Raw genomic sequence first — 25,724 nt, 5'->3', positions numbered from 1 at the left:
CTCCTCAGTTTATTCTTTAATACACTCTTGGACAATCTGCACTGGAAGGTTGAAAGAAACAATGCTTTTTAAAACGGCCGGAATTTTGCTGGTTATACCAAGTTGGTGGACAATCACCTTCAGGCCTAAAGAACCATAATGCAAAATTTGCAGGCCAAAAACGCTGACCTTGAATATTCCGTCTGGCAAGTGCAATATCTTGCTCGCGTGCTCGTTGATAGAAATAGCCTTTTTGAGTTGCTTCAAATCCACCAGGTCTTTGATAAACCATTTGACGTAAATTTCGTATGTTTTTAAAGTCTAAACAATTTCCACGAACACGGTTTACCCCAACATTCCCAACCATTAGCATACCTTGTTTCCCTTCACCTTCAGCTTCGGCACGCATTAGCCTAGCTAATAACTTCACATCTTCTTCTGTATGCGAAATAACAGTCATTATGTCTCACCTCTCTGTTTGGAATGCATTAGAGAAAGAGGTTTATTTCTGGATGAAGTTTAGAACAATTACTAGTTCATACGTATGAGGAAAAGGAAGCAGATATGACAACCAAACAAAGTTTTAAGAAGGAGAATTTTAACTGTAAAGGGAGGAAAATAATAAAAAAGGCTAGCACTTTGCCAGCCCTTTATGATTCAAATATGTTTGCCCATATGTTTGAAAAGAAACCACCAATGGATCGCAACGTTAATATAAACCAATTCGCTTTTTCCACTTCTTCAGTTGTTTTAGCCGCAACTTTCAGCTGTTTACTACCATCTAAGAACCCATATCGATCGGTTGTTTCTAAGACAATTGAACCTACTTTCGCATCCTTCTTAATAGGAGCAATTAGCTTTCCCTCTTCAGCAAGTGAAGGAATAGCCTCGGTTGAAGTTTTGTAAGGTGGTTTACTTCCTTTTTTTGTGACAATTTCTATTTCCTTTTCAGGTGCTATAGATACGGCATCTTCTTTTCCTTTTACGACAGAAATCGTATTGTTTTTATCTAGTGTTAACTTTTTCTTTTCAAAGTTACGAAATCCGTAATCAATTAATTCGCGAGATTCTGTAAAACGTTCATCCATTGATTTTGTTTTTATAATGACAGAAATAAGGCGTAAGTCGCCACGTTTTGCTGTAATAGTAAAACCATATCCCGCTGTGTCAGAGCTTCCCGTCTTTAATCCATCTGTTCCTTCATAAGCGAAGGCAGCACCAGGGAGCATCCAATTCCAGTTTTCCATTCGAATTGGTTTTGGGTGATTATCAGGGAAGTTTCGAAACCTTTGTTTTGTATCTTCTAGCATTTCTGGATACTTTGTAATCAGTGTTTTTGCTAGAATACCCATATCGCGAGCTGATAAGGAATTTTCTCCATTTGGATCGGTTCCTTCAGGATGTTTTCCTTTTAAATCAGCGTTATTTAACCCTGTCGCGTTTACAAATTTATATTTCTTTAACCCTAGTTTTTTGGCATATTCATCAGCAAGCTTTAAGAAGTTTTTTTCACTTCCTGCAAGAAGTTCAGCAAGTGCAATGCTAGATCCATTTGCGGAAAAGATAACAATAGAGTGATATAATTCTCGCACTGTATATTGTCTTCCCTTTTCAAATGGAACATTAGAAAATTCATTATTACGCGATACTTCGTAAGCGTAGTCCGAAATATTTACTTTTGTATTCCAAGTAATCTTTCCTGCTTTAATTGCTTCTAAAACAGCATACACAACCATCAATTTCGACATACTCGCAACAGCTAGTAATTCATCGGGATTTTGTTCATGTAGTATCTTTCCCGTGTCTGCATCAAATAAAATAGCAGCAGCAGCTTCTATATGTATGTTTTCTTCTGCATGGGAGTTAGTTGCTCCTAAGGAAGAAAATAACAATAGAAAAGCTAGTAAAATAGATAAGATTTTCCTCATATACATAATCACCTTCGCATCGTTATTAGCATATAGCTTGTATCATTCTAGCATGATTTTGTGAGGATTTTGACAAAACTTTCTCTATTTTAATTTAAAATTGCCGAAAAATGAGGATTTTAATGGAATATGAAAAGATATAAAAAAATGGGTAGGTCTATTTGTTATGAAGAAATGTAAAATGGGAGGAAGGGGTATCCCCTGCCTCCCGTTTTACATTCAATATTTTTCATTATTTTTTCTAAAACGACTTATCTCATTATAAGAAGAAATCTGTCTCCAAAAGATCAGTATGTAAGGCTTTTTGGTACAGGCTTTCGTTTTCTTATACATGTAAAAAGCTTGTTACTTTTTCGCTTGGTAAAATGTTTCCAACAAAGAATGTGCCAAATTCGCCGTAGCGTGCACTTACTTCATCAAAACGCATTTCGTATACGAGTTTCTTAAACTGAAGGACATCATCAGCAAATAGTGTTACACCCCATTCGTAATCATCAAAGCCAACGGAACCTGTAATCACTTGACGTACTTTACCAGCATATTGACGACCAATTTTACCATGGCTATACATAAGTTTTTTGCGTTCTTCCATCGGAAGCATGTACCAGTTATCATTACCTTGACGACGTTTGTCCATTGGATAGAAGCAAATGTGATTTGCTGTTGGTAATTCAGGATATAAACGTGCTAGAATTTGAGGATTTTGATATGGATCCTCATCAGCTGGAAGATAATTACTTAACTCAACAACAGATACATAAGAATATGCTGGAATCATATATTCAGCTAATGTTGTTTTATTTAATTCTGTTTCAATTTCATTTAACTCTTCCATTGTTGGACGCAGTAGCATGAACATAATATCAGCCTTTTGACCAACGATTGTATACATTGCATGGCTACCTTGTTTTTCTGCAGCTACTTTATTCCACTTTTCAATTATATTTAAAAATTCAACGATTGCTTGCTCACGTTCTTCGCTAGATAATGTTTTCCAAGATACCCAATCGATAGAACGTAAATCGTGCAAACAATACCAACCATCTAATGTTTTTGCTGCTTCACTCATTTCTTTCACCTCAGTTAATGATATTTTATACGTTAACTATAGCATATATAGTTTTAAATTCACCTATGTAACGCTTGGGTGCATAAAATTGTCACATTGTAAGATGATAGAAATAAGAGTGAACTGATATTTAATGAGGCTGAATTTTATGAAAATATAATCATTTTGTTTTTCCCTATTTTTTAGGAGCTATAAGTTTAAAATATATGTGAAAAGAAGTATTCTTAAAGGTAGAGTTTTTTAATATTTGTAGGAGGGTTTATTCGTGAGCGATTTATTTACAACAGTAAAAGAAAAGGTTCAAGGAAAAGGCATTTCTATCGTATTTCCTGAAGGAACGGATGAAAGAATTTTAGGCGCTGCAGAGCGTTTAGCAAAAGAAGAAATTGTAAAACCAATTCTAGTTGGTAATAAAGAAGAGATTAGCGCAAAAGCTGCTAGCCTGAATTTAACATTAGCAGGCATTGATATTTATGATCCAGCTACATATGAAGAAATGGATGCAATGGTAGCGTCTTTCGTTGAGCGCCGTAAAGGGAAAGCAACAGAAGAAGATGCTCGTAAAATCTTAAAAGACGAAAACTACTTTGGCACAATGCTTGTATATATGGGAAAAGCACACGGTCTAGTTAGTGGGGCAGCTCATTCTACAGCAGATACAGTTCGTCCGGCACTTCAAATCATTAAAACAAAACCAGGCGTTACAAAAACTTCAGGCGTATTCATTATGGTACGTGAAGATGAGAAATATGTATTCGCTGATTGTGCAATTAACATTGCACCAAACAGCCAAGACTTAGCTGAAATTGGTATTGAAAGCGCAAAAACGGCAGAATTATTCGGTATCGACCCACGCGTTGCAATGTTAAGCTTCTCTACAAAAGGTTCTGCGAAATCTCCAGAAACTGAAAAAGTTGTAGAGGCAACTCGTATTGCAAAAGAAATGGCTCCTGAATTAACATTAGATGGAGAATTCCAATTTGATGCAGCATTCGTACCATCTGTAGCTGAGAAGAAAGCTCCAGGTTCTGTTTTAAAAGGTGACGCTAACGTATTCGTATTCCCAAGCTTAGAAGCTGGTAATATTGGTTACAAAATTGCTCAACGCCTAGGTAACTTTGAAGCTGTAGGACCAATCTTACAAGGTTTAAATATGCCGGTAAACGATCTATCTCGTGGTTGCAACGAAGAAGAAGTGTACAAGCTAGCGTTAATTACAGCAGCTCAAGCACTATAATGATAAACCCCGCCTATTAAAGCGGGGCTTTTTTCGTTATTTCTCAAGGCCGAGCGCTTTATTATTACGATCAATAATGCGCTGTAAGTTCATCTCATATAATGGAACTTCATCTACTGTTAGTTGTGAAGGAGTTAACTTTTGTGCAAACTGTTGCAATGTTTTTAACAGGCGCAGCATTAAGTCTTGAACAGTAATTGTTTCACCTAGTAATTCAGATAATGAAGCCATTGTACTTGGTACAATGTTAGGATACGTAAACCTTGTTTGTTCTCCTTGAATTGCTATATTGTAAAAATCACGAACAAGAGCTGCGCGCCCAGAGCCGCTCCCTGTAACGCATAAATAAATTTGTACAGCTACTCCTCCGCGAATACGGCGCTGTGAAATACCAGCAAATTTTTGATCATGAATGCTTAAATCATAGCTTCCAGGACAATAAGAGCCGACGATTTCCTTTGCTTCAATATTTACATCGTAATCTTTTAGCATTTCTTTAATTAAGTGCCACATTGTATCATATCCAAGGTCAATATCGATACCTTTATCAGATTCTTGGAATAAAAGTGATACATTTAAAACTCCTTTATCAAGTACGACTGCAAGTCCGCCGGAATTGCGGACAATGACATTGAAATTCTGCTTTTTTAAGAAAGAAATTCCTTCTTGTAAATGAGGAAGCCTTGAATCCTGGATTCCGAGAACAATTGTATTGTGATGAACCCAAGAGCGCATTGTTGAAGCTGAAGCACCATTTCCAATTGTTGTACATAGCGTATCATCCATTGCAAATGATTGCAGAGCATGGAACGTAGGCCCTAAACTAGACTGATCAATAATGCGCCACTCTGGTTGAGATAAAATCGAATGGGAATTTCTCATATCATTAACCCCTTATCTATAAAATGACAATCTTTATTATAGCAAAAAAAGGTTGCGGGGGAGATTGTAAAAGAATCTTACTGGGGCTAGGATGGTTGGAGATATAGTGATGAAAGAGAATGTGATCTATTAGAGAGAAATATGGAAATTTAATTGCAGAATAAAAAGGATGCCTTATTCGCATCCTTTTTATTCTGCAATTTTTTCTAAGTTACCGTTTCGGTCCATTCGGAAAGAGGTTTGCGTGCGTTCTTCTTCGTCCATCAGTGCCAATTTACGAGCACGATTCATAATATTCATCAGTGTTTCGTAATCTTCTTGCACTGTATTCGATTGTTTTTCTAATTTTTCCAGTTTCTTTTCTAATTCTTCGTTGCGAAGGATTTGCTTTTTTAATTCTTGATTTAATCTCGTATTCTCGTTTTCGAGTGCGGTTACTTTCACATTGGAAGATCCTACTGTTTGTAAAAATTGAATGACATCTTGCATTGTGATAGAAGATTCAGAAGCAGTTGATGGTACTTGTACTGCTTGTTCCTCATGCGACGTTATTACTGATGGAGTTGGCGGTGTATAGAGTAGACGTTTTTTTGCATGTTCACCGCCAGCAGCTCGCATTTTATCTTTGCGATGTTTTTTTGCTAACTGAAGAGCTTGTTCATAGCTATAGCGAACGACAGCATTCCAACGAAACCCACAAGCTGCTGATGTCCGGTTTAAACGATCTCCAACTTCCTCAAATGCATTTAACTGTGTACTTCCTTCTCGAACATGACGGAGGACTGTTTCGGCGAGTAATAAATCATCCTCATCTGTCCAAGCATCTTGTCTTACTTTCATAGATTCAACTCCCTTTCTTTTTATGAACTTCCTATTTTTATATTGGGCAAAAAGAACAGCTTTTATACAAAGCTTTTAAAATTATGGTAGATTTTGATGATTTATTTCGTCTCTTTGCTGTGGATACGGTATAAGGTTTGAATGAAGGTGATTTACGTAGGGAAAGGTAAAAAATAAAACAAAGGTTTTCTGCTGTGCAAAGCGATAGAGGAAACTTGCATCCAGCTTCAAAGAGCGGTAAAATACCATTTAGTGTTTAGGTTAAATGTACTTGTGAAAAGTTTAAAATAGAGGAAGTGTTATATAAAATGGGAAACGAATTTCGCGTTTGTGATGATTGCCAAGCAACGAACATTAAAACGTTGATACCGAAGCTCAAAAAAATAGATTCATGTGCAAGTATTGAAATTGGATGCCAATCTTATTGTGGACCGGGTCGGAAAAAATCATTCGCTTTTGTAAACAATCGTCCAGTTGCAGCACCTAATGAAGACGAGTTAATTAAGAAAATTGAAGCAAAGTTAAATAAATAAGAGGAAGAGTGAGCGTTTCACTCTTCCTCTTATTTATATTCAAATGGCAGTTCGATTCGAATGCTTGTAATTGTATATTGCAAAATAATAGTTGACAGCCTTTTATAGCGCTAGGTAGAATAAGGAATATGATGATGAGAATCATTATCAAAAAAAGTAAGAAAGTCAATATTCTTTTTATTATTTCTTGAGAATCAATCTCATTTTGTTACATATATTATTGGTTAGGATGGTTGAGGGATGGGAGCAAGTGCGAGGAGTATAGAGCAGCAAGTAAATATAAAAGAGATTAAGAGCAGACCGCTTATTGCTTCTATTATTTTAATAGCAGGCACGATTTTGTTGGCTATAAGCATGGCAGTTTCCATTTCATTTGGAGCTGCAGATATTAGCTTAAAGACGGTATGGCAAGCTGTTTTTCAATTCGATAATTTATTGACACATCATAATGTCATTTGGGAGCTTCGCATGCCAAGAGCAATTGGAGGCGTAGTTGCAGGTGCGTTTCTAGCAGTATCAGGAGCAATTATGCAAGGGATGACGCGAAATCCGCTTGCATCGCCATCTTTAATGGGAATTACAGATGGAGCAGTATTTGGAATTGCGATTATGTATGCGTTTTTTCCAAATTCACCATACTTAATGTTTGTGATTGCTTCGTTTGTTGGAGCGGCATTTGGTGCAAGTATTGTATACGGTGTGGGAGCTTCCTCACCAGGAGGACTAACACCTGTTAAGTTAGCGCTAGCTGGAGCGGCAATTAGCGCCCTGCTTGGTGCCATCTCATCTGGTATCGCCCTTTATTTTAATCTCGCTCAAGAAGTAAGTATGTGGAATGCAGGTGGCGTTTCAGGGGTGAAATGGGCAAGTATTAATATGTTGTTACCAATTGGACTTGTTTGTCTTGTTCTAGCAATTATAATGTCTAGATACATTACAATCTTAAGCTTCGGTGAAGAAATTGCGATCGGACTTGGACAAAATACAACTTTAATTAAATTTATTGGAACTGTAATTGTCCTTGTTTTAACAGGATCAGCCGTATCGATGGCCGGATCAGTCGGGTTTGTAGGTCTTGTGATTCCACATATGACACGCTTTCTCGTTGGGTCTGATTATAGATGGGTCATTCCATGTTCCGCTGTATTAGGTGGCTTATTAATTGAATGTGCAGATATGTTATCTCGCATTATCAATCCTCCATTTGAAACACCAATTGGTGCGATTACAGCCTTAATCGGTGTTCCATTCTTCCTTTACTTAGCTCGTAATGAAGGGAGAGGAAAAATGTGAGGACAAGTATTTTAACAAAAAAGAACATTTCTGTTTTAACGATTATAGCGGGGTTAATTGTGTCCGTATTTTTCATTAGTTTAAATACAGGGACATTTAAAATACCGCCGATAGATGTATTGAAATCGTTAGTAGGATTAGGGGTTGAAGAGCAATCCGTTATTTTATTTGAATTTCGTATGCCTCGAATGGTTATTGCTATTTTAGTGGGTTCAGCATTAGCGATATCAGGGGCAATCATGCAAGGTTTATCAAGAAATCCACTTGCTGACCCTGGAATTATCGGTATTAATGCTGGAGCAGGATTGACAGTTGTAGTTTTCGTCTATTTCTTCTTTGGAAAAGTAGGAACCGGTACGTTCTTATCCGTATTCATCCTTCCATTTTTTGCTTTGGTTGGTGCGATATTGGCAGCAGTTATTATTTATACACTTGCATGGAAAAATGGCGTTTCATCAACGCGTCTTATTCTTGTTGGGATTGCAGTGGCAGCAGGATTTGGAGCGGTTAGTTTAATTTTCTCCATGAAGATGACTTCGAATGACTTTCGCTTTGCAACGATTTGGTTAGCAGGTAGTTTATGGGGGACGGATTGGAAGTTTGTATTAAGTGTGCTTCCATGGATGCTCATTTTTTTACCGATTGCAATCCGAAAGGCTCATGTACTGAATGTCATGAATTTAGGTGATGCAGCGGCAGTCGGTCTCGGTGTCAATGTTGAGAAAGAAAGACGTAAATTATTATTTATTGCTGTTTGTTTAGCTGGTGCATCTGTAGCTGTTGCAGGTGGAATTGGGTTTATCGGATTGATGGCACCACACTTAGCAAGGCGCCTTGTCGGAGGGAAGCACCAAATTATGTTACCGACAGCAGCATTAATTGGAACTTTTCTGTTATTGTTTGCAGATTTGATTTCTAGAAGTGTACTCACAACTTCAGAAATACCAGTAGGTCTTGTTATTTCTGTTATTGGTGCACCATATTTCATTTATTTACTTATGAGGACAAAATAAAGGGAGGCGCGTTTTGAATGGTGACTTTAGCAGTTGATTCGGTATCCGTTGGCTACAATGAAGGATTAATTATTGATGGATTATCAGTGGAAATTCCCGAAGGAAAGATCACGACAATTATTGGACCAAACGGATGCGGGAAATCCACATTGTTAAAGACAGCTTCTCGTATTTTAAAAGCAAAACGAGGGACTGTTTATCTGGATGGAAAAGCAATTGAGAAACAGCCAACAAAAGAAATTGCAAAAAAAATGGCGATTTTACCACAGACTGCAGAAGTGCCAACAGGCCTTACTGTGTTTGAACTTGTTTCATATGGTCGTTTTCCGCATCAAAAAGGATTTGGAACGTTGAAAGAAGAAGATTATCGCTATATTCATTGGGCCCTTGAAGTGACAGGGATGACAGAGTTTGCGTATCGACCAGCAGAGGCATTATCAGGTGGTCAACGTCAACGAGTATGGATTGCAATGGCGCTTGCGCAAGGAACAGACTTACTTGTATTAGATGAGCCGACAACATATTTAGATATGGCTCACCAGTTAGAAGTATTAAACTTATTGAAGAAGTTAAATCAAGAGGAAGGCCGTACAATTGTTATGGTTATTCACGATTTGAATCACGCTTCTCGTTTTTCTGATCATATGATCGCGTTAAGATCTGGCAAGCTCATTAAGCAAGGCACTCCAGATGAAGTTATGACAAGTGAGACATTGCGCGAAGTGTTTGAAATCGAAGCGCAAATTGTTCCGTGTCCTGTAAATTGTAAACCGATTTGTTTAACGTACGATTTAATGATGATTAATCAACAATTGCGTAAAAAAGCATAAATAGGGAAGCTTCCTCTCTTCATCGGATAGAGGGGAAGCATTCTAATGAATGTTGAACTTCTCACTTTCGTTTGGGAAGTTGAACACCCGTTAGAATGGGATGTACGAAACTTATAATAGGGATATATTGATAAATTGCTTTTATTGTTTCGTATAGTGATATACAGCTTATAAAGAAAATGATATCCAGGAGGAGAAAAGAATATGAAGAGATTCAAACTAACATTATTAGCAATGGTACTTGTTGTTACTTCTGTATTATTTGCAGCTTGTTCTTCTGATAAGAAGGAAGAAAAGAAAGCTGACGCAAATGCGAAAGAGCGCACTGTACAGCATGCAAAAGGGGAAATAAAAATTCCTGCAAAACCAAAGAAAATTGCTGACCTTAGTGGTTCGACGGAAGAATTATTAATCTTTGGAATGAAACCAATTATTACTGCAAATACGTCTCAAGAAAAAATTGATGCTCATATTGCAGATAAATTAAAAGGTGTAAAACCAGTTGGCTCTGCTTGGGGCGACAAAATCAACATTGAGGCAGTAGCTGCTGCAAAACCAGATTTAATTCTTGTGAATAATCGTCAAGAAAAAATCTATGATCAACTATCTAAAATTGCACCAACTGTTATGTTAAAAACTCCATTAGATCAATGGCGTCCGAAGTTTAAAGAATTAGGTAAAATCTTTGATAAAGAAAAAGAAACAAAAGAATGGTTTAAAAAGTATGATGATAAAGCAAGCAAATTACATGATAAAATCGTTGCGAAAACTGGCGATGCGAAGTTCATGAAAATGGCTGCATATCCAAATGCATTCCGTGTATATGGTGATTACGGTTACGGTAGCGTAATCTTTACAGATTTAAAATTACCGGCAGTTGCAGGGACACCAATGGATAAACCGTTAGTACAAGTACAAAAAGAAGCATTAATCGACTACAATCCAGATTACTTATTCGTATTTACAACAGGTGACGGTTCTCAGCGCTTAAAAGAATTCCAAGAAGAAACAATTTGGAAAAATATGAACGCTGTTAAGAACAACCACGTATTTACAATTAAAAATGATGCAGTAAACAAAGGATACTTCCCACTTGGTAAAGAAATGATTTTAGACGAAGTTGCGAACTTTGTTTTAGGGAAATAATAAAAAAGAAATCACTTTCGGAATCGTGAAAGTGATTTCTTTTTTATATAACAGTATTTTTATACAGTCTTTCATTTCTTTCTCTTTCCTATTTCGTTTATAATATAAAGTAAGAATGTAGTAAAGAAAGGAGGATGTCGATGGTATATTTAAACGACAAACTCAGCGAAACGAAAGTATTTAAAGACCCAGTACATAAATATGTGCATGTACGTGATCGCGTCATCTGGGATTTAATTGGGACAAAAGAATTTCAACGTTTACGCCGTATTAAGCAACTTGGAACGACATTTTTCACATTTCATGGCGCGGAACATAGTCGCTTTACTCATTCATTAGGTGTATATGAGATTATTCGTCGTATGATTGATGATGTATTTGATGGCAGACCAAATTGGAATGCAGAAGATAGATTATTATGCTTATGTGCTGCGCTCTTGCATGATGTTGGCCACGGACCATTTTCGCATTCATTTGAAAAGGTGTTTTCACTTAATCATGAGCAATTTACACAAAAAATTATTGTTGGTGATACCGAGGTTCATGAAGTTTTACGCCGGGTAGATTGTGAATTTCCGCAGAAGGTAGCAGACGTGATTGCGAAAACATCTCATAATAAATTGGCAATTAGTATGATTTCAAGTCAAATTGATGCGGATCGTATGGATTACTTGTTGCGAGATGCCTATTTCACGGGGGTAAAGTATGGGAATTTTGATATGGAGCGTATATTGCGTGTAATGCGTCCATATGGTGACCAAGTTGTTATTAAGAGCAGTGGTATGCATGCTGTTGAGCATTATATTATGAGCCGTTATCAAATGTATTGGCAAGTATATTTTCATCCTGTAACGCGCAGTGCTGAAGTTATTTTAACGAAGATTTTACACCGTGCGAAAACATTGCATGAACAATATTATACATTTAAGTATCATCCAGTACATTTCTATTCTTTATTTGAAGAAGAAGTAACAGTAGAAGATTACTTAAAACTAGATGAAAATGTGATGTATTACTACTTCCAGGTATGGCAAGAGGAAGAGGATTCAATCCTTAGCGATTTATGTCGCCGTTTTATGAACAGGAATCTTTTTAAATATGTAGAATTTACCGAGAAGCATGGTTTAGATAATTGGATGGAGTTAAGCAGTTTATTTAAAAAGATTGGTCTAGATCCAGAATATTACTTAGTTGTTGATTCAACGTCAGATTTACCATATGACTTTTACCGAGCAGGAGAGGAAGAGGAACGTCTTCCGATTTTACTTCGTATGCCAAATGGAGAACTTCGAGAACTTTCTCGTGAATCAGATATTGTCGAGGCTATTACTGGTAAGAAGAGAACGGATCAAAAGTTATTTTACCCACATGATTTAATCTATGAAGATGGACGAAAAGGAAAATATAAAGAGAAAATTATCCAGCTATTAGAAGGGAAAAAGTAAGAAGCAGTCTTATCGCTGCTTCTTACTTAAAAAGATTGAAATTATTTGTCGCTTAAGCGTTTTCCACCAACTGCGTAATGATTTTTAGACATTTCTTCAATGAAAACAACGATGTTTTCTTCTGGAGCACCAGTTGTTTCGCTTACTGCTGCAGTTACTTTTTCAGCAAGAGCTTTTTTTTGTTCTTCTGTGCGTCCTTCTAGCATTTTCACTGTTACGTATGGCATGTATATTCGCTCCTTTATGTAAGTTACAATCTTATTATAACGGATTTTAAGGGAGAACAATCGCAAAAAAACAAATATTTTCTTTTTTGACATAATGAAGAGGAGATGAAGTATGGATCAGTTATTTAGGTATCCATTGCACCAAATTCCACTTGTAGCAATGGCTATTATTATCGCTTTATCTGTGCATGAATTTGCACATGCATATGTTGCATATAAGTTCGGGGATGACACAGCAAAAAGACAGGGGCGTTTAACGTTGTCTCCAATGTCTCATCTAGACCCAATTGGTATGATTGCTGTACTTATTTTAGGCTTTGGTTGGGCACGTCCTGTACCTGTTAACCCATATAATTTTAAAAGGCCACGTCTTGCTGGCATTTTAGTATCTATTGCAGGGCCGATTAGTAACTTTCTTTTGGCAGCAATCGGCTTAATCATTTGGTATGCTCTAATAAGGATTGGTGTTTTAACTGCAATTCCATTTGCAGTTGCAGATACATTAGGACAATTTTTTGAAATTTTTATTGTTCTTAATGTTGTTTTGCTTGTTTTTAATTTATTACCGATTCCGCCACTTGATGGATATCGTGTTATGGAAGATTTAGCGCCAGCAAATATTCGCGCCAAAATGACGCAGTATGAAAAATATGGAGCAATTGCGTTATTAATTCTTGTGATTACACCGCTTGATCGCTATACAATTCAACCTATTTTCAGCGTGGTCATTCCGCAAGTATTAAGGTTTTTAGAAAGTATCATTGTGCCTATCTTTGGGCTTATATAATCTGTGAGTGAGGAGGAATTGTCTATGACAGAGAAAAAGAAAAAAATCGGTTTTAATATTATAAAGAACGATTCAACAGATGGACATGGTGGTTTTGGTGTGGGCGCGCTTAGCCTAGAAAACATTTCACCTGTTATTGTAGATGTAACAGAACAAACAGCCTTTGTTGATATCGGAGCAATGCATGCGCGCAGTGTGGTAGAAAAGGGAATTAAATTTTTAATAAATAAAGAAGAAGTTCCGAACGGAAAACCGTATTGGCTCGTTTGGGTAACGATTGAAAGAACGGAAAAAGGTGCGTATTATGCCGGTGTCACAGCCTGTGAAATGACAGTTGACCGCGAAATTCGCCGCGGCTATAAATCACTTCCTGAACATGTAAATAAAATGGATAAATCATTAAAGCGTCACATCATCGTTGATCATATGGATGAATCGTCTAAACAAGTATTGGGAAGATTCCTAAAAGAGCATAATGAAGCAATTTGGAATGAATCGAGCGCAGAATTACGTCATGCATTATTAGGCGAATAAAATCGTTGGTGTATAATATCTTCAAACCAATTGAGGATAAGAAAGGGAAAGGCTACTAGAAGTATTTCTAGTAGCCTTTCATTTCGTTTACCATGGGATGTATTTTTTCCACCAGCTATCCTTTTTCTTCTCTTTACTAATTTTCTCAAAGTCTTCTTTATCATCAACATGGTCCATACAATATTCAGTTGGCTCCGTCCCTTTTGTAAAATACATTTTTACAAAGGTAGGGCATCCTTTTGTCGCGATTTTTCCATTTTCAGGATTAATATTTAAAGCGATAACATCACTTGGTTGCTTCAACTTTTTCTTCGGCTGACCATCTAATCCTTTTTCCATTGTATCTGCCCAGATTCTTTTGGCATAGCCTTGTTCAGCTGGGTTGGAAATCGGTTTTGGCTGGTCATATCCGACCCAAACTCCTGTGACAAGTTGCGGTGTGAAGCCAATCATCCAACTATCTGTTTCGGTTGAACCTGATTTTCCGGCATATGTTCGTGACAATTTTGGAAGAAGGGATTGTCCTGTTACAGCGGCATAACTGCCTAATTTTTTGTTAAACATTCCAGTCATCATCTCTTCCATAACAAATGCTTTATTTTTATCAAGAACTTGCTTACTTTCTAAGTGTGCATCGTATAAAATATTTCCCTCGTAATCAACAACGCGGCGAATAAAGGCTGGTTTCACCTGTTTTCCGCCATTAGCAAACATACTATAGGCATTTACCATTTCAATTGGTTTTACAGGAGATGTACCGAGAGCGAGAGAAGGAACATCTTGCAATGAACTTGTAATACCAAATTGTTTCGCTGTTTTTATGAGAGTTTCAGTCCCTAAAAATAAGTTTGTTTTGACAGCATACACATTATCCGATACGGCAAGAGCTTGTGCCATCGTTACAAAATCATCTGCATAATAGCCCTTATAATTTTTCGGTTGATACTTCGAAACACCGTCTCCTAAAGTAAATACGGTATATTCACTTTTTAACCGAGTAGCAGGTGTAAAGCCTTTCTCTAGTGCCGCGTAATATAAAAATGGTTTAAAGGTTGACCCCGGCTGACGAGCAGCTTGGATGGCCCGGTTAAATTGGCTCTCCTTATAATCTTTTCCTCCTACAAGAGCAGCTACTTCCCCTGTTTTCGGATTCATGGAAACAAGGGCGGTTTGGATATCTGTTGTCTTTGGAATATGATCCTTCACAGCTTGTTCTGCAATGCTTTGTAGCTTTGGATCTAATGTTGTATAAATACGAAGACCACCGCGTTGCAATGTTTGTTCATCTAATCCAACATCGTGAAGAAGAGCAGCTTGTACGGCATCTTGGAAGTACGGTGCTATTTCTGTCACTTCTTTTGTATCTAATGAAGAAAGTGCTAGCCTTTCTTTTTTTGCAGCTTCAGCTTGTTGTTTTGTAATATATCCTTGCTCGACCATTTCATTTAAAATAAGCGATTGTCTTTGTTTAGCACGTTCTTTTTTTAAGTAAGGTGAATAAAGGCTCGGCCCTTTTGGAATTCCAGCAAGCATACTTGCTTCTGCCAATGTTAAATCTTTTGCTGCTTTATTGAAATATAGCTGGGCAGCTGCTTCAATTCCGTAAGCGCCATGTCCATAGTAAATGGTATTTAAATAGCCTTCTAAAATACGATCCTTACTATAATTGACTTCAAGGCGGATTGTATAAATAGCCTCTAATAGCTTTCTTTTCCATGTCTTATCATGGTCTAAGTAAAGGTTACGAGCGTATTGTTGTGTAATAGTACTAGCCCCTTGTACTTTAGCCATCGCCTTTATATCAGCAATGATTGCTCCAATGATTCGCTTCGTATCGAAACCGTGATGGTTATAGAATCTTTGGTCCTCGATCGAAAGCGTCGCCTCTTTCACATAAGGAGAAATCTGTTCAAGTGGAATATTATAGCGCTTTTGCATCTTATTGCTTTGTCCCATAACTGTATCGTCATTCGCATAAAAAATACTCGTTTGTGGGACCAAAGTGGGAGGTGGTCCCATTATTTTTGCAACGATAATAATGATAAAAAAGGAACAAACGAAAAATAGAACAGATGAAAAAGCCACGGTGAAGAAAAGACGTTTATATGTTTGTAGTTTGGAATTGATAGTTTGATCCATCTTCTTCATCCCCTCGTTATATACTTTTACTAGTATTGAGGGTTTTATTGTATTTTAAACACAAAAAAGAGCCCTTTCCGTTAAGAAAGGAGCCCAAGAGCACGCGTAGGCCAGTCTGTAATGATGACATCTACTCCGTAATCTATCATGGTTTGCAAGTCTTGCTCTTCATTAATTGTATAAGGGCGGAAGATAAATCCTTGTTTCTGCGCCATTTGTACGAACTCTTTTGTTAACAGTTTAAAATTAGGGTGTAGCCCCGTCGCTTCTCTTTTTCTCGCTTCCCCAACTGGATCTAACATGGGTTCATCATATAAAAGAGCTCTCGGAATTTCAGGTGCTATTTCAGCTAATAATGAAATAGAATCATGATGAAATGATGAGAATATAATTTTGTTTGATAGATGGTACTCGCGTACAAGATCGACAACTTTTCGTTCAATATTCGGATAGTGAATCACATCTGTTTTGAGTTCAATATTTAGCTGCAGTTTTGTTGTAGAGAGCCAAATGAGTACTTCGCGCAAAGTAGGAATCTTCGCTTCATGAAAAGAAGGGTGCTTATGACTCCCAGCATCTAAACTTTGTAGTTCCGCTACTGTTTGTTCAGAAACGAGTCCCGCACCATTTGTTGTGCGATCAACAGTTTCGTCATGAATAACAACAAGTTCGCCATCTTTTGACAGGTGGATATCAAGTTCGATCCCGTCAGCACCAATGCGCTCTGCTTCTTGGAAAGCAATCATCGTATTCTCTGGATGGCTACCTTTCGCCCCGCGGTGTGCGAAAATAAGTGGTTTCTTCATTTCAAAATCTCCTTATTTATGTATTTTCTCCATTATGAAACTGATATAGAAAAAATACAATCAAAATTACAAATATTTACAAGTATATAATAGTTGCGTAAAAGTTAACGTTAACGTAAAATGTAATAATATGATAAGAGGAGGGATACATATGTATAAAATCGATGAAGTAACGAAGCAAGTCGGTTTAACAAAACGCACACTTCGTTATTATGAGGAAATCGGTTTAATTCATCCGCCGGAACGCAGTGAAGGAAACATTCGTCTTTATACAGATCGAGATATTGAGAGAATTAAGAAGATTGTAGAAGCAAAGGAAGTATTAGGAATTACTCTGCAAGAAATGCAGCATTTCTTATCATTGAAAGAGCGAATGGAAAAAAGAAGAAATAGTGATAATCCGCTTGACCGAGCGATGATTCAAGAAATTAAAGATATGCTTGAAAGTCAAGTACAAACATTAGATATAAAAATGAAACAAATGGAGCGAGTGAAAGCTGAATTAGAAGACAGCTTAGAGCGCGCGCGTAATTTCTTAGAGAAAACAAAAGGAGAGTAAGTGAACATGGGGAGTAGACAGAAAATGGGAAGATTCATTACAGTATTGGCTACATTCTTGGCTTTCTCAGGTATTGGAGTTGTCGACCCCATTTTGCCAATTATAGCTGAGAAAATTGGTGCCACACATTGGCAAGTAGAAATGCTGTTTACAGCGTATATTTTAACGATGGCAATTATGATGTTACCAGCAGGAATCTTTGCTTCCAGATTTGGAGATAAGCGAATGATGACAATTGGTCTTGCGATTGTAACTGTTTTTGCATTTACATGTGCTATATCACAAACAATTGCGCAATTATCTCTTTTCCGTGCAGGATGGGGACTAGGGAACGCGATGTTTTTTGCAACTGCAATGACATTATTGATTGCTCTAAGTAAAGAAGTTCATGAGGCAGTCGGTTTATATGAGGCAGCAATTGGTTTCGGTATGGCTGGCGGACCGTTATTAGGTGGTATATTAGGCGGATATTCATGGCGTTACCCATTTTTTGCAACGAGCTTTTTCATTTTCTTAGCATTTATTTTAGTATTCTTTTTTGTAAAAGAGCCGGAGCGAAAAACGAAGCGTAAGGCAGCTGGTGTAGGAGAATTACTTAACTTAGTAAAATATAAACCATTTATGCAAGGTGCGATTTCAGGTATGTTATATTACTATGGTTTCTTCGTTGTGCTAGCGTATTCACCACTTATTATGCATGTATCAGCAATCCAACTTGGATTTGTATTTTGCGGATGGGGGTTAGCATTAGCATATGGTTCTGCGATATTAGCTCATAAATTAGAAGGGAAATATGAACCGAAGGCATTGCTACGTTTCAGCTTATTTGTATTTGCCATCCTATTAGTTGCATTATTCTTTGTTCAAATCATGTGGTTACAAATTGTTTTCATTGTTTTATCTGGGTTAGCATCTGGCTTAAATAACGCTCTATACACAAGCTATGTGATGGATATTTCACCTTATGAAAGATCGATTACATCGGGTGTGTATAACTTTGTGCGCTGGTTAGGCGGAGCAATTGCTCCTATTTTATCGGGAATTATTGGTCATGCAATTTCACCACAGAGTCCGTTTTTAGTAGGTGGAATCGTTGTTTTAGTTGGATGTATTATGATTTTTATTCCAGTTCGTCAATCAGCAGAAATAGAGACAAAGGCCCTTTCTTAAGAAAGGGTTTTCTTTATATCGATATATAAGAGTCAGTTGACTTAAATATATTTTTAGTCTTTTTACACTTTTAACTATACTTTTCCGATGTTTTGTTTTATTTTTGTTAGGGGACATTAATGATGTCCCTATTATAAATTTGCAATGAAAGGCGTGATTGTACGATGGAACTATGGTTCACTGAGAAACAAACAAAACATTTTGGAATTACGGCGCGTATTAACCGCACATTACATACGGAGCAAACAGAATTTCAAAAGCTTGATATGGTAGAAACAGAAGAGTTCGGAAACATGCTGATTTTAGATGGTATGGTAATGACAACAGAAAAAGATGAGTTTGTCTATCATGAAATGGTAGCGCATGTTCCTTTATTTACACATCCAAACCCTGAGAACGTATTAGTTGTTGGTGGTGGCGATGGTGGTGTCATTCGCGAAGTACTAAAACACCCAAGCGTGAAGAAAGCAACACTTGTTGAAATCGATGGGAAAGTAATTGAGTATTCTAAGAAATATTTGCCATCTATTGCAGGAGCATTAGATCATGAACGTGTGGAAGTAAAAGTAGGAGATGGTTTCCTACATATCGCAGAAAGTGAAAATGAATACGATGTAATTATGGTTGACTCTACAGAGCCAGTCGGACCAGCAGTTAACTTATTTACAAAAGGATTCTACGCTGGAATCTCTAAAGCGTTAAAAGAAGATGGGATTTTCGTTGCACAAACGGACAACCCTTGGTTTACACCAGAATTAATTACAAATGTAGTGAAAGATGTGAAAGAAATTTTCCCAATTACTCGTTTGTATACAGCAAACATTCCAACGTACCCAAGTGGACTTTGGACATTTACAATTGGATCTAAAAAGTATGATCCACTAGAAGTAAGTGAAGACCGTTTCCATGATATCGAAACGAAGTATTATACAAAAGAACTTCATAAAGCATCATTTGCTTTACCGAAGTTTGTTGGAGATTTAATTAAGTAAGGACGGGGAACGGTTAGAAGGGATAATCTCTTTTAGTCGCCGCTAAAGCATAAATAACTCATTTAAGGTGTTTGTCTATAAGGCTTGAACATGCTAGTTATGTATGCTTTAGAAAATAAAAAAGTCTTCTTACTATTGCTAAGAGGATGAAGAGTGATCGAGAAAGAGGAGTACAGCACTCCAAATTTGAGAAATAATGAAAGGTTGGGATACCTTAGGTTCCACATAAGGAGGAAAAGAATATGCGTTTTGATGAAGCTTATTCAGGTAAAGTATTTATTAAAAGTCATCCGAGTTTTGAAGAGGCAGAAGCTGTTATTTACGGGATGCCAATGGATTGGACTGTAAGTTATCGTCCAGGTTCTCGCTTCGGCCCTGCACGTATTCGTGAAGTATCAATTGGACTAGAAGAATACAGTCCATATTTAGATCGTGAACTAGAAGAAGTAAAATATTTTGATGCTGGTGATATTCCACTACCATTTGGAAATCCACAGCGCAGCATAGACATGATTGAAGAATATGTAACAAAACTATTAGATGCCGGTAAGTTTCCACTAGGTCTTGGTGGTGAGCACCTAGTGTCTTGGCCAGTTTTTAAGGCAATGGCAAAAAAATATCCGGACTTAGCAATCATTCATATGGATGCTCATACTGACTTACGTGAGTCCTATGAAGGGGAGCCTTTATCCCATGCGACGCCAATTCGCAAAGTATGTGATTTAATTGGGCCGGAAAACGTATATTCTTTCGGAATTCGTTCTGGTATGAAAGAAGAATTTGAATGGGTAAAAGAAGTGGGCATGAACTTATATAAATTTGAAGTGTTAGAGCCATTAAAGAAAGTATTGCCAAAACTTGCAGGACGCCCAGTCTATGTCACAATCGACATCGACGTATTGGATCCAGCACATGCACCTGGCACAGGAACGTTAGAAGCTGGCGGTATCACATCTAAAGAATTATTAGATTCCATCGTAGCAATTGCAAATTCAGATATAAAAGTAGTTGGAGCTGACCTAGTCGAAGTAGCCCCAGTCTACGACCATAGTGACCAAACCCCAATCGCAGCAAGCAAATTCGTGCGGGAAATGCTACTTGGTTGGGTAAAATAAAAGCGGAGGTGGCTTGCTCAGAAGGGAAGGTCATTGGAACTCCAGACGAAGAGGCGCACTTTGCCTCGCAGGAAGGAGTGAAATGTCCGCCCCTTCTAGCCACCATAACTAGAGAAAATAAAAGCGGAGCCGATCACAAATTCAGATATCGGCGATTCGACACATAATATCGACCGCTCTTCAAATTTTGACAATGATTATAAGTTATATGAAAAAAGAGCGAGTTCCACGCAGGGAACTCGCTCTTTTTTATGCGACTTTTTCTTTTGAAGAAATTCCGCGGATTTCATCAGCGGTACGGATTGGGTATTTACGGAAGACAAGCGTTCCGATATAACCGATAATTGTGGTAACAATCCCACATAATATAGCGGCGATTGTAACTTTTATTGCATCGTTAAATCCAAAAAGAACAAGAAGTCCTGGAATTGGTGATGCGGTACCAGGTGCATTATTTACGAGTTGAAATAAAGATGTGATAATACCAGCTAATGCACCGCCGACAAAGTTTGTCGTATAGATTGGAATCGGATTGGCAGCGACAATATCAGCTTGTGTCAATGGTTCAATAGCGACAGCAATCGTATCTTTTTTGGAACTAATCTTTAAACGTTTAAAGAAAATAAAGTTCAGTGGAGCTGAAGCTGCTACGGCAAGACTCCCAATCGCCATTGGTAAGCCTGTTAACTGAAGCATAGCAGTTAAAGCCATGGAGCTTAATGGAGATGTAGAGATAACTGTGATGAGCCCACCAAGCATAACGCCCATAATAATTGGGTTTTCTGTAGTTGCAATCGAAATAATAGAACCAATTTTCCCAAGTGTTGCATTTACAACAGGGTCTATAAACATAGCCATACCGCGTGATAGCGGTGCCGCAATAAATAAAATTGCTAAAAATTCAACGCCAGCTGGTAACCTTTTTTCAAGGAATTTTACAATAAAGGCGCAAACATATCCGGCGAAAAATCCGGGTAAAATACCGAATCCGCTAGTAGCAATACCGATTAATACAGCATATACAGGAGATACACCAATTGCTAATGCGACTAAAATGGCCGATGCAACACCGCTCATACCACCAGATGCCTTTCCGACAGCAAATAAAAATTCGCTATGAAACATTTCGCCACCAATATAACGGTGAAATGCTTCAATGAGAAAGCTGGCAATTGCGGCATTTGCTAAAGCTCCCATCGCTTTCATTCCGTAAGGAGCGCGGTAGCTAAAAAGTGTAAATAGAAAAAGTACAACAAGTAATAGTGCTAAACCTTGTAAGATAGCCATTTAAAAACTGTCTCCTTTGATTTTTGTTATAAAAATTTGTATTATTCAATAATAATACAAAAGAGGATGAAACGGAAAAATTTTTTATTAGGAAAATACTGCAAAGTGAGTCAATCTTACGATCATGTAAGATAAATGTAATGCATTTCAATAGAGTATAGTATACCCTTTTCTTTATAATACAGATATAAGAAATTTAGACAGGAGGCGCATCTATGAAGCTGGCAATGAAAGTGATAGCAGTTTTTGCTATTATTTTAGGTGGAACAGCATATTATTTACAAACAAAAACAGAAGGCGTTGATGCCTTTGTAGACAACTTCTTTTCAAATAAAGAAATACAAGATTATTATGCGGTGATCAATAAAGGTGAGAAAAAAGGTGATGAGTATTTATATACTCTTAAAGGATATACAGAAGATGGAAAACAACAAATGATTAAAAAGATGGTGAACCGTCAATTACAGGAAGGGACTTTTATAAAAATTTACGCAAAAGGTATACAAGGAAAAGGCTGGGCAGAAGTACCAAAAGAATCGATTCCACCAAAAGCGTTGCAAAAGATAGAAAAATCATAAAAGGAGCGAAGGGGTTCGCTCCTTTACTAATGCGTTAAAATCGTAATCGACGAACTTGTTTTATGCGAAATCATTTTTACCCGGCCACCAATCGGAAAAGTAAAAATAGGAGTTGTATGTCCAAAGTTAGCGTTAGCAATGACAGGAATATGTGTGAGTTCAGGTTTTGAGTCAATCATTTCTTGAATGTCCTCCATAGTGGACGCTGCTCCTTTTTGCATTCTTCCTAATACAATGCCTTTTATATGTTCAAATCCAGGCTGCTGGATGAGAGAGTGTAAATAGCGATTGAAAGTTTGAATGGTAGATTTACCTGTTAAATCATCTTCTTCAAGGAACAAAATTTTATCACATAAGCTTGGCATATATGGCGTGCCTTGCAATAAATTAAAAGTGCTCATATTTCCGCCAACAATCTCGCCAGTACTTTCACCCTCATGTATGGAAATATATCCTTCGTTACTCATAAATTCTCGCTGCTCTTGGTCGATATACCATAGGTCATCGCTCCAAGTTTTAGAAGGGACTATTTCTATTGCATCATTAGTAGTCAGACACTTTAAAAAGTAATCTATCGTATAGTCGAGCCCATGTTTCATTCCAAATGATGAAAAATGTGGGCCTGAATATGTAACTAAACCTGTTTTTTTATAAATTGCATTACTTAAAGCGGTAATATCAGAGTAACCACAAAGAATTTTCGGGTTTTGACGAATGCAATCATAATCGAGATATTTCAATAAATCATTAGAGTTATATCCCCCAAGTGTTGTTAAAATAGCTTTTACATTCGGATCAGAGAATGCTTCATGCAGGTCTTGAACTCTTGAAGAAATAGAAGAGGAAGCGAATCGATCTATCTCTTCAGCATGTTTCGAGAATGTAACTTGAAAGCCCATATTTGTTAATCTTTCAATTGCGAGATTACGGTTGTAATGCGAAACGATACTTAAGCTACATGAAGGTGAAATGACTCGGATTTCATCACCTTGCTTTAATTTTTGTGGAAACATGTTTGTCGCTCCTTAAATGATAGAATATTTAGATTTAATGATTATTTTAACATATAAAGGAAACAAAGGATGAATTATTTTACGAAAAGGAGTTTTCCTGATTTTTCAGCAGACAGATATGGGTTTTTTTTGATATGATAGGAAAAGTGAATTATTTTAATATCTATAATAATGTTGAAAGGTGTGCAAGACGTGGAAAAACAACTTGCAGGCTTGCCGGTGGATGTTCATTTCGTCACAGAAATCCGTGAAGGGGCACGTAAGGAAACCGTTGCTTTTCAGGCAAATGGTCAATACTATGTAAAAGGTGAAAGTACATATGTAACATTCCAGGAGCCAAATGAACAAGGCGAAGTGAGGACGATAATTAAAATTCAAGATGGACAAGTGCTCATTATGAGGTCAGGTGTCGTTTCAATGCGTCAGACGCATGTAAAGGGTGAATGGACAACTGGTACATATAAGAGTGAACTTGGCACGTTTGCATTGCAAACAAAAACAGATAATGTTCTTTTTAAATGGTCGGATGAAAAGAAAAAAGGACAGCTCTTTTTAGCGTACGCATTGCTTCTAAGTGAACAAGAAGCTGGCAGATATACAATTACGATTAATTTAAAGGAGGCAAAATAATGAACTCTTTAGAACAAGTAAAAGAATTGATTAAAGAAGAAATTAAAGCTGCTGTATTAAAAGCAGAATTAGCAACAGAAGAACAAATTCCAAATGTTATATTGGAAACTCCAAAGGATAAAACACACGGTGACTTCTCTACAAATATGGCAATGCAGTTAGCGCGCGTTGCGAAAAAAGCTCCTCGTATGATTGCAGAAGAGTTAATTACAAACTTTAATAAGGAAAAAGCCTCTATTGAAAAAATTGAAATCGCTGGGCCTGGTTTTATTAACTTCCACATGGATAACAGTTATTTAACAGATTTAATTCCAACGATTGTAAAAGCTGGTGAAGCTTACGGTGAAACAAACACTGGTAAAGGTGAAAAAATTCAAGTTGAGTTCGTATCTGCAAATCCAACAGGAGATCTTCACTTAGGACATGCGCGCGGAGCAGCAGTCGGTGACACTTTATGTAACGTATTGGCAAAAGCAGGATACGACGTATCTCGTGAGTACTACATTAACGATGCAGGCAACCAAATTCACAATCTAGCTCTTTCAGTTGAAGCACGTTATATGCAAGCATTAGGTTTAGAGAAAGAAATGCCAGAAGATGGATATCACGGTGCGGATATTATGGAAATCGGAAAGCGTTTGGCTGAAGAATTTGGCGATCGCTATGTAAAGGCTGATGAAAAAGAAAGCTATGAATTCTACCGTCAATACGGTTTAAAATATGAATTAGCGAAACTTCAAAAAGACTTAGATAGCTTCCGTGTGAAGTTTGATGTATGGTTCTCTGAGACATCATTATATAAAAACGGTAAAATTGACGCAGCACTTGCTGTATTAAAAGAGCGTAATGAAATCTTTGAAGAAGATGGGGCAACTTGGTTCCGCTCAACAGCTTACGGTGATGACAAAGACCGTGTATTAATTAAAAAAGATGGTTCTTACACATACTTAACACCAGATATTGCGTATCACCGCGATAAATTAGAGCGTGGATTTGATAAACTGATCAATATTTGGGGTGCAGATCATCATGGTTACATTCCTCGTATGAAAGCTGCAATTCAAGCGCTTGGCTATGAGAAAGAAACACTTGAAGTAGAAATTATCCAAATGGTACAACTATACCAAAATGGTGAAAAAGTGAAGATGAGTAAGCGTACAGGTAAAGCAGTTACCCTTCGTGAACTTATGGAAGAAGTAGGCGTGGACGCAATGCGTTACTTCTTTGCAATGCGCAGCGGTGATTCTCATTTAGACTTTGATATGGATTTAGCTGTATCAAAATCAAATGAAAACCCAGTATACTATGCACAATATGCTCACGCGCGCGTATGCAGCATCCTTCGTCAAGGAGAAGAGCTTGGATTACATGCAGGTGGAGATGTAAACTATAAACTGGTTGCTTCTGAAAAAGAAATTGACTTACTGAAAAAACTTGGTGAATTCCCAGCAGCAGTTGCAGAAGCAGCACAAAAACGTCTACCGCACCGTATTACAAGCTATGCATTTGAATTAGCAGCAGCTCTTCATAGCTTCTACAATGCAGAAAAAGTATTAAATCAAGATAACTTAGAATTAAGTAAAGCTCGTTATGAATTAATGAAAGCAGTGCGCATTACACTTCAAAATGCATTAGCATTAGTAGGAGTATCAGCACCAGAAAAAATGTAATAAAGAAAAGCAAAAAAAGGCA

At 37.3% G+C, this 25,724-nt stretch carries 26 protein-coding genes; 16 read left to right on the top strand and 10 right to left on the bottom strand.

From position 1 onward, the window contains the following. Window positions 1–16: 16 nt before the first annotated feature. From MR056_RS07315 to hemQ, 3 genes are all read right to left on the bottom strand, one after another. Window positions 17–439 (bottom strand): cell wall hydrolase, encoded by a 423-nt coding sequence (locus MR056_RS07315; protein ID WP_012096354.1) that lies wholly within the window; start codon window positions 437–439, stop codon window positions 17–19. Between the two features lie 190 nt (window positions 440–629). Further along, a complete protein-coding gene (locus MR056_RS07310; RefSeq protein WP_210351881.1) occupies window positions 630–1,913 on the bottom strand; it encodes a serine hydrolase in 1,284 nt (427 codons plus the stop codon). A 319-nt stretch (window positions 1,914–2,232) separates the two neighbouring features. Next, window positions 2,233–2,976: a hydrogen peroxide-dependent heme synthase gene (gene hemQ, locus MR056_RS07305; protein WP_012096352.1), complete on the bottom strand. Its 744-nt coding sequence runs from the start codon at window positions 2,974–2,976 to the stop codon at window positions 2,233–2,235. A gap of 265 nt (window positions 2,977–3,241) precedes the next feature. Between hemQ and pta the strand changes: the two genes are divergently transcribed. Further along, window positions 3,242–4,213 carry a phosphate acetyltransferase gene (gene pta / locus MR056_RS07300; protein ID WP_210351880.1) on the top strand — a complete coding sequence of 324 codons (972 nt, stop codon included), beginning with the start codon at window positions 3,242–3,244 and terminating at the stop codon, window positions 4,211–4,213. Window positions 4,214–4,249: 36 nt separating this feature from the next. On the opposite strand, the gene lipL is transcribed toward pta, so the two are convergent. Both lipL and MR056_RS07290 read right to left on the bottom strand, forming a co-directional pair. Next, entirely contained in the window at window positions 4,250–5,095 is an 846-nt protein-coding gene (gene lipL / locus MR056_RS07295) for an octanoyl-[GcvH]:protein N-octanoyltransferase (protein ID WP_210351879.1), read from the bottom strand. A gap of 189 nt (window positions 5,096–5,284) precedes the next feature. After that, window positions 5,285–5,935 carry an RsfA family transcriptional regulator gene (locus tag MR056_RS07290; RefSeq protein WP_012096349.1) on the bottom strand — a complete coding sequence of 217 codons (651 nt, stop codon included), beginning with the start codon at window positions 5,933–5,935 and terminating at the stop codon, window positions 5,285–5,287. A 308-nt stretch (window positions 5,936–6,243) separates the two neighbouring features. On the opposite strand from MR056_RS07290, the gene MR056_RS07285 reads away from it, so the two are divergent. The 6 genes from MR056_RS07285 to MR056_RS07260 all read left to right on the top strand — a co-directional run bounded on the left by MR056_RS07285 (window position 6,244) and on the right by MR056_RS07260 (window position 12,195). Then, window positions 6,244–6,468 (top strand): YuzB family protein, encoded by a 225-nt coding sequence (locus tag MR056_RS07285; protein ID WP_012096348.1) that lies wholly within the window; start codon window positions 6,244–6,246, stop codon window positions 6,466–6,468. Between the two features lie 240 nt (window positions 6,469–6,708). Then, the gene (locus MR056_RS07280; RefSeq protein WP_012096347.1) at window positions 6,709–7,761 is read left to right on the top strand and encodes a FecCD family ABC transporter permease; all 1,053 of its coding nucleotides are present in this window, start codon (window positions 6,709–6,711) and stop codon (window positions 7,759–7,761) included. Continuing rightward, window positions 7,758–8,774: a FecCD family ABC transporter permease gene (locus MR056_RS07275; RefSeq protein WP_012096346.1), complete on the top strand. Its 1,017-nt coding sequence runs from the start codon at window positions 7,758–7,760 to the stop codon at window positions 8,772–8,774. The genes MR056_RS07280 and MR056_RS07275 overlap by 4 nt, the downstream gene beginning before the upstream one ends. 17 nt (window positions 8,775–8,791) lie before the next feature. After that, entirely contained in the window at window positions 8,792–9,604 is an 813-nt protein-coding gene (locus MR056_RS07270; protein ID WP_210351878.1) for an ABC transporter ATP-binding protein, read from the top strand. Window positions 9,605–9,808: 204 nt separating this feature from the next. Next, window positions 9,809–10,750, top strand: coding sequence for an ABC transporter substrate-binding protein (locus tag MR056_RS07265; protein WP_012096344.1), 942 nt, complete (start codon window positions 9,809–9,811; stop codon window positions 10,748–10,750). Between the two features lie 140 nt (window positions 10,751–10,890). Continuing rightward, the gene (locus MR056_RS07260) at window positions 10,891–12,195 is read left to right on the top strand and encodes an HD domain-containing protein (protein ID WP_012096343.1); all 1,305 of its coding nucleotides are present in this window, start codon (window positions 10,891–10,893) and stop codon (window positions 12,193–12,195) included. A gap of 41 nt (window positions 12,196–12,236) precedes the next feature. Here MR056_RS07260 and MR056_RS07255 read toward each other — a convergent pair whose 3' ends face one another. Beyond that, window positions 12,237–12,422, bottom strand: coding sequence for a 2-hydroxymuconate tautomerase (locus MR056_RS07255; protein ID WP_001147171.1), 186 nt, complete (start codon window positions 12,420–12,422; stop codon window positions 12,237–12,239). A gap of 112 nt (window positions 12,423–12,534) precedes the next feature. On the opposite strand from MR056_RS07255, the gene MR056_RS07250 reads away from it, so the two are divergent. Both MR056_RS07250 and MR056_RS07245 read left to right on the top strand, forming a co-directional pair. Continuing rightward, window positions 12,535–13,209, top strand: a complete 675-nt coding sequence (locus MR056_RS07250) for a site-2 protease family protein (protein WP_087095624.1) — start codon at window positions 12,535–12,537, stop codon at window positions 13,207–13,209. A gap of 24 nt (window positions 13,210–13,233) precedes the next feature. After that, window positions 13,234–13,743 (top strand): YwhD family protein, encoded by a 510-nt coding sequence (locus MR056_RS07245; RefSeq protein WP_012096340.1) that lies wholly within the window; start codon window positions 13,234–13,236, stop codon window positions 13,741–13,743. 87 nt (window positions 13,744–13,830) lie between these two features. On the opposite strand, the gene MR056_RS07240 is transcribed toward MR056_RS07245, so the two are convergent. Both MR056_RS07240 and MR056_RS07235 read right to left on the bottom strand, forming a co-directional pair. Next, on the bottom strand, window positions 13,831–15,882 hold the full coding sequence (locus tag MR056_RS07240) for a transglycosylase domain-containing protein (RefSeq protein ID WP_210351877.1): 2,052 nt from the start codon (window positions 15,880–15,882) through the stop codon (window positions 13,831–13,833). Window positions 15,883–15,962: 80 nt separating this feature from the next. Then, complete coding sequence (locus tag MR056_RS07235; RefSeq protein ID WP_210351876.1) at window positions 15,963–16,688, bottom strand: glycerophosphodiester phosphodiesterase; 726 nt, start codon at window positions 16,686–16,688, stop codon at window positions 15,963–15,965. Between the two features lie 151 nt (window positions 16,689–16,839). On the opposite strand from MR056_RS07235, the gene MR056_RS07230 reads away from it, so the two are divergent. The 4 genes from MR056_RS07230 (at window position 16,840) to speB (ending at window position 20,524) form a co-directional block, all read left to right on the top strand. Next, window positions 16,840–17,247: a MerR family transcriptional regulator gene (locus MR056_RS07230; protein ID WP_012096331.1), complete on the top strand. Its 408-nt coding sequence runs from the start codon at window positions 16,840–16,842 to the stop codon at window positions 17,245–17,247. 6 nt (window positions 17,248–17,253) lie between these two features. After that, window positions 17,254–18,417, top strand: a complete 1,164-nt coding sequence (locus tag MR056_RS07225) for an MFS transporter (protein ID WP_210351875.1) — start codon at window positions 17,254–17,256, stop codon at window positions 18,415–18,417. A 164-nt stretch (window positions 18,418–18,581) separates the two neighbouring features. Beyond that, window positions 18,582–19,409 carry a spermidine synthase gene (speE, locus tag MR056_RS07220; RefSeq protein WP_012096329.1) on the top strand — a complete coding sequence of 276 codons (828 nt, stop codon included), beginning with the start codon at window positions 18,582–18,584 and terminating at the stop codon, window positions 19,407–19,409. A gap of 242 nt (window positions 19,410–19,651) precedes the next feature. After that, window positions 19,652–20,524, top strand: a complete 873-nt coding sequence (gene speB / locus MR056_RS07215; protein WP_012096328.1) for an agmatinase — start codon at window positions 19,652–19,654, stop codon at window positions 20,522–20,524. Window positions 20,525–20,773: 249 nt separating this feature from the next. Here the strand turns inward: speB and MR056_RS07210 are convergent, their stop codons facing one another. After that, window positions 20,774–21,811 carry a PTS sugar transporter subunit IIC gene (locus MR056_RS07210; protein ID WP_012096327.1) on the bottom strand — a complete coding sequence of 346 codons (1,038 nt, stop codon included), beginning with the start codon at window positions 21,809–21,811 and terminating at the stop codon, window positions 20,774–20,776. 215 nt (window positions 21,812–22,026) lie between these two features. Here MR056_RS07210 and MR056_RS07205 point away from each other — a divergent pair, with 215 nt between their 5' ends. Continuing rightward, the gene (locus tag MR056_RS07205) at window positions 22,027–22,389 is read left to right on the top strand and encodes a YxeA family protein (RefSeq protein ID WP_012096326.1); all 363 of its coding nucleotides are present in this window, start codon (window positions 22,027–22,029) and stop codon (window positions 22,387–22,389) included. Between the two features lie 26 nt (window positions 22,390–22,415). Here MR056_RS07205 and MR056_RS07200 read toward each other — a convergent pair whose 3' ends face one another. Continuing rightward, complete coding sequence (locus MR056_RS07200) at window positions 22,416–23,402, bottom strand: S66 family peptidase (RefSeq protein ID WP_210351874.1); 987 nt, start codon at window positions 23,400–23,402, stop codon at window positions 22,416–22,418. Between the two features lie 192 nt (window positions 23,403–23,594). On the opposite strand from MR056_RS07200, the gene MR056_RS07195 reads away from it, so the two are divergent. Beyond that, on the top strand, window positions 23,595–24,032 hold the full coding sequence (locus MR056_RS07195; RefSeq protein ID WP_041810142.1) for a YwiB family protein: 438 nt from the start codon (window positions 23,595–23,597) through the stop codon (window positions 24,030–24,032). Continuing rightward, on the top strand, window positions 24,032–25,702 hold the full coding sequence (argS, locus tag MR056_RS07190; protein ID WP_210370638.1) for an arginine--tRNA ligase: 1,671 nt from the start codon (window positions 24,032–24,034) through the stop codon (window positions 25,700–25,702). The genes MR056_RS07195 and argS overlap by 1 nt, the downstream gene beginning before the upstream one ends. Window positions 25,703–25,724: the final 22 nt, after the last annotated feature.

This window comes from Bacillus cereus group sp. BfR-BA-01360 (assembly GCF_022663595.1).
GTDB lineage: Bacteria > Bacillota > Bacilli > Bacillales > Bacillaceae_G > Bacillus_A > Bacillus_A cytotoxicus.
This window is presented reverse-complemented; position numbering and strand designations above follow the sequence as displayed.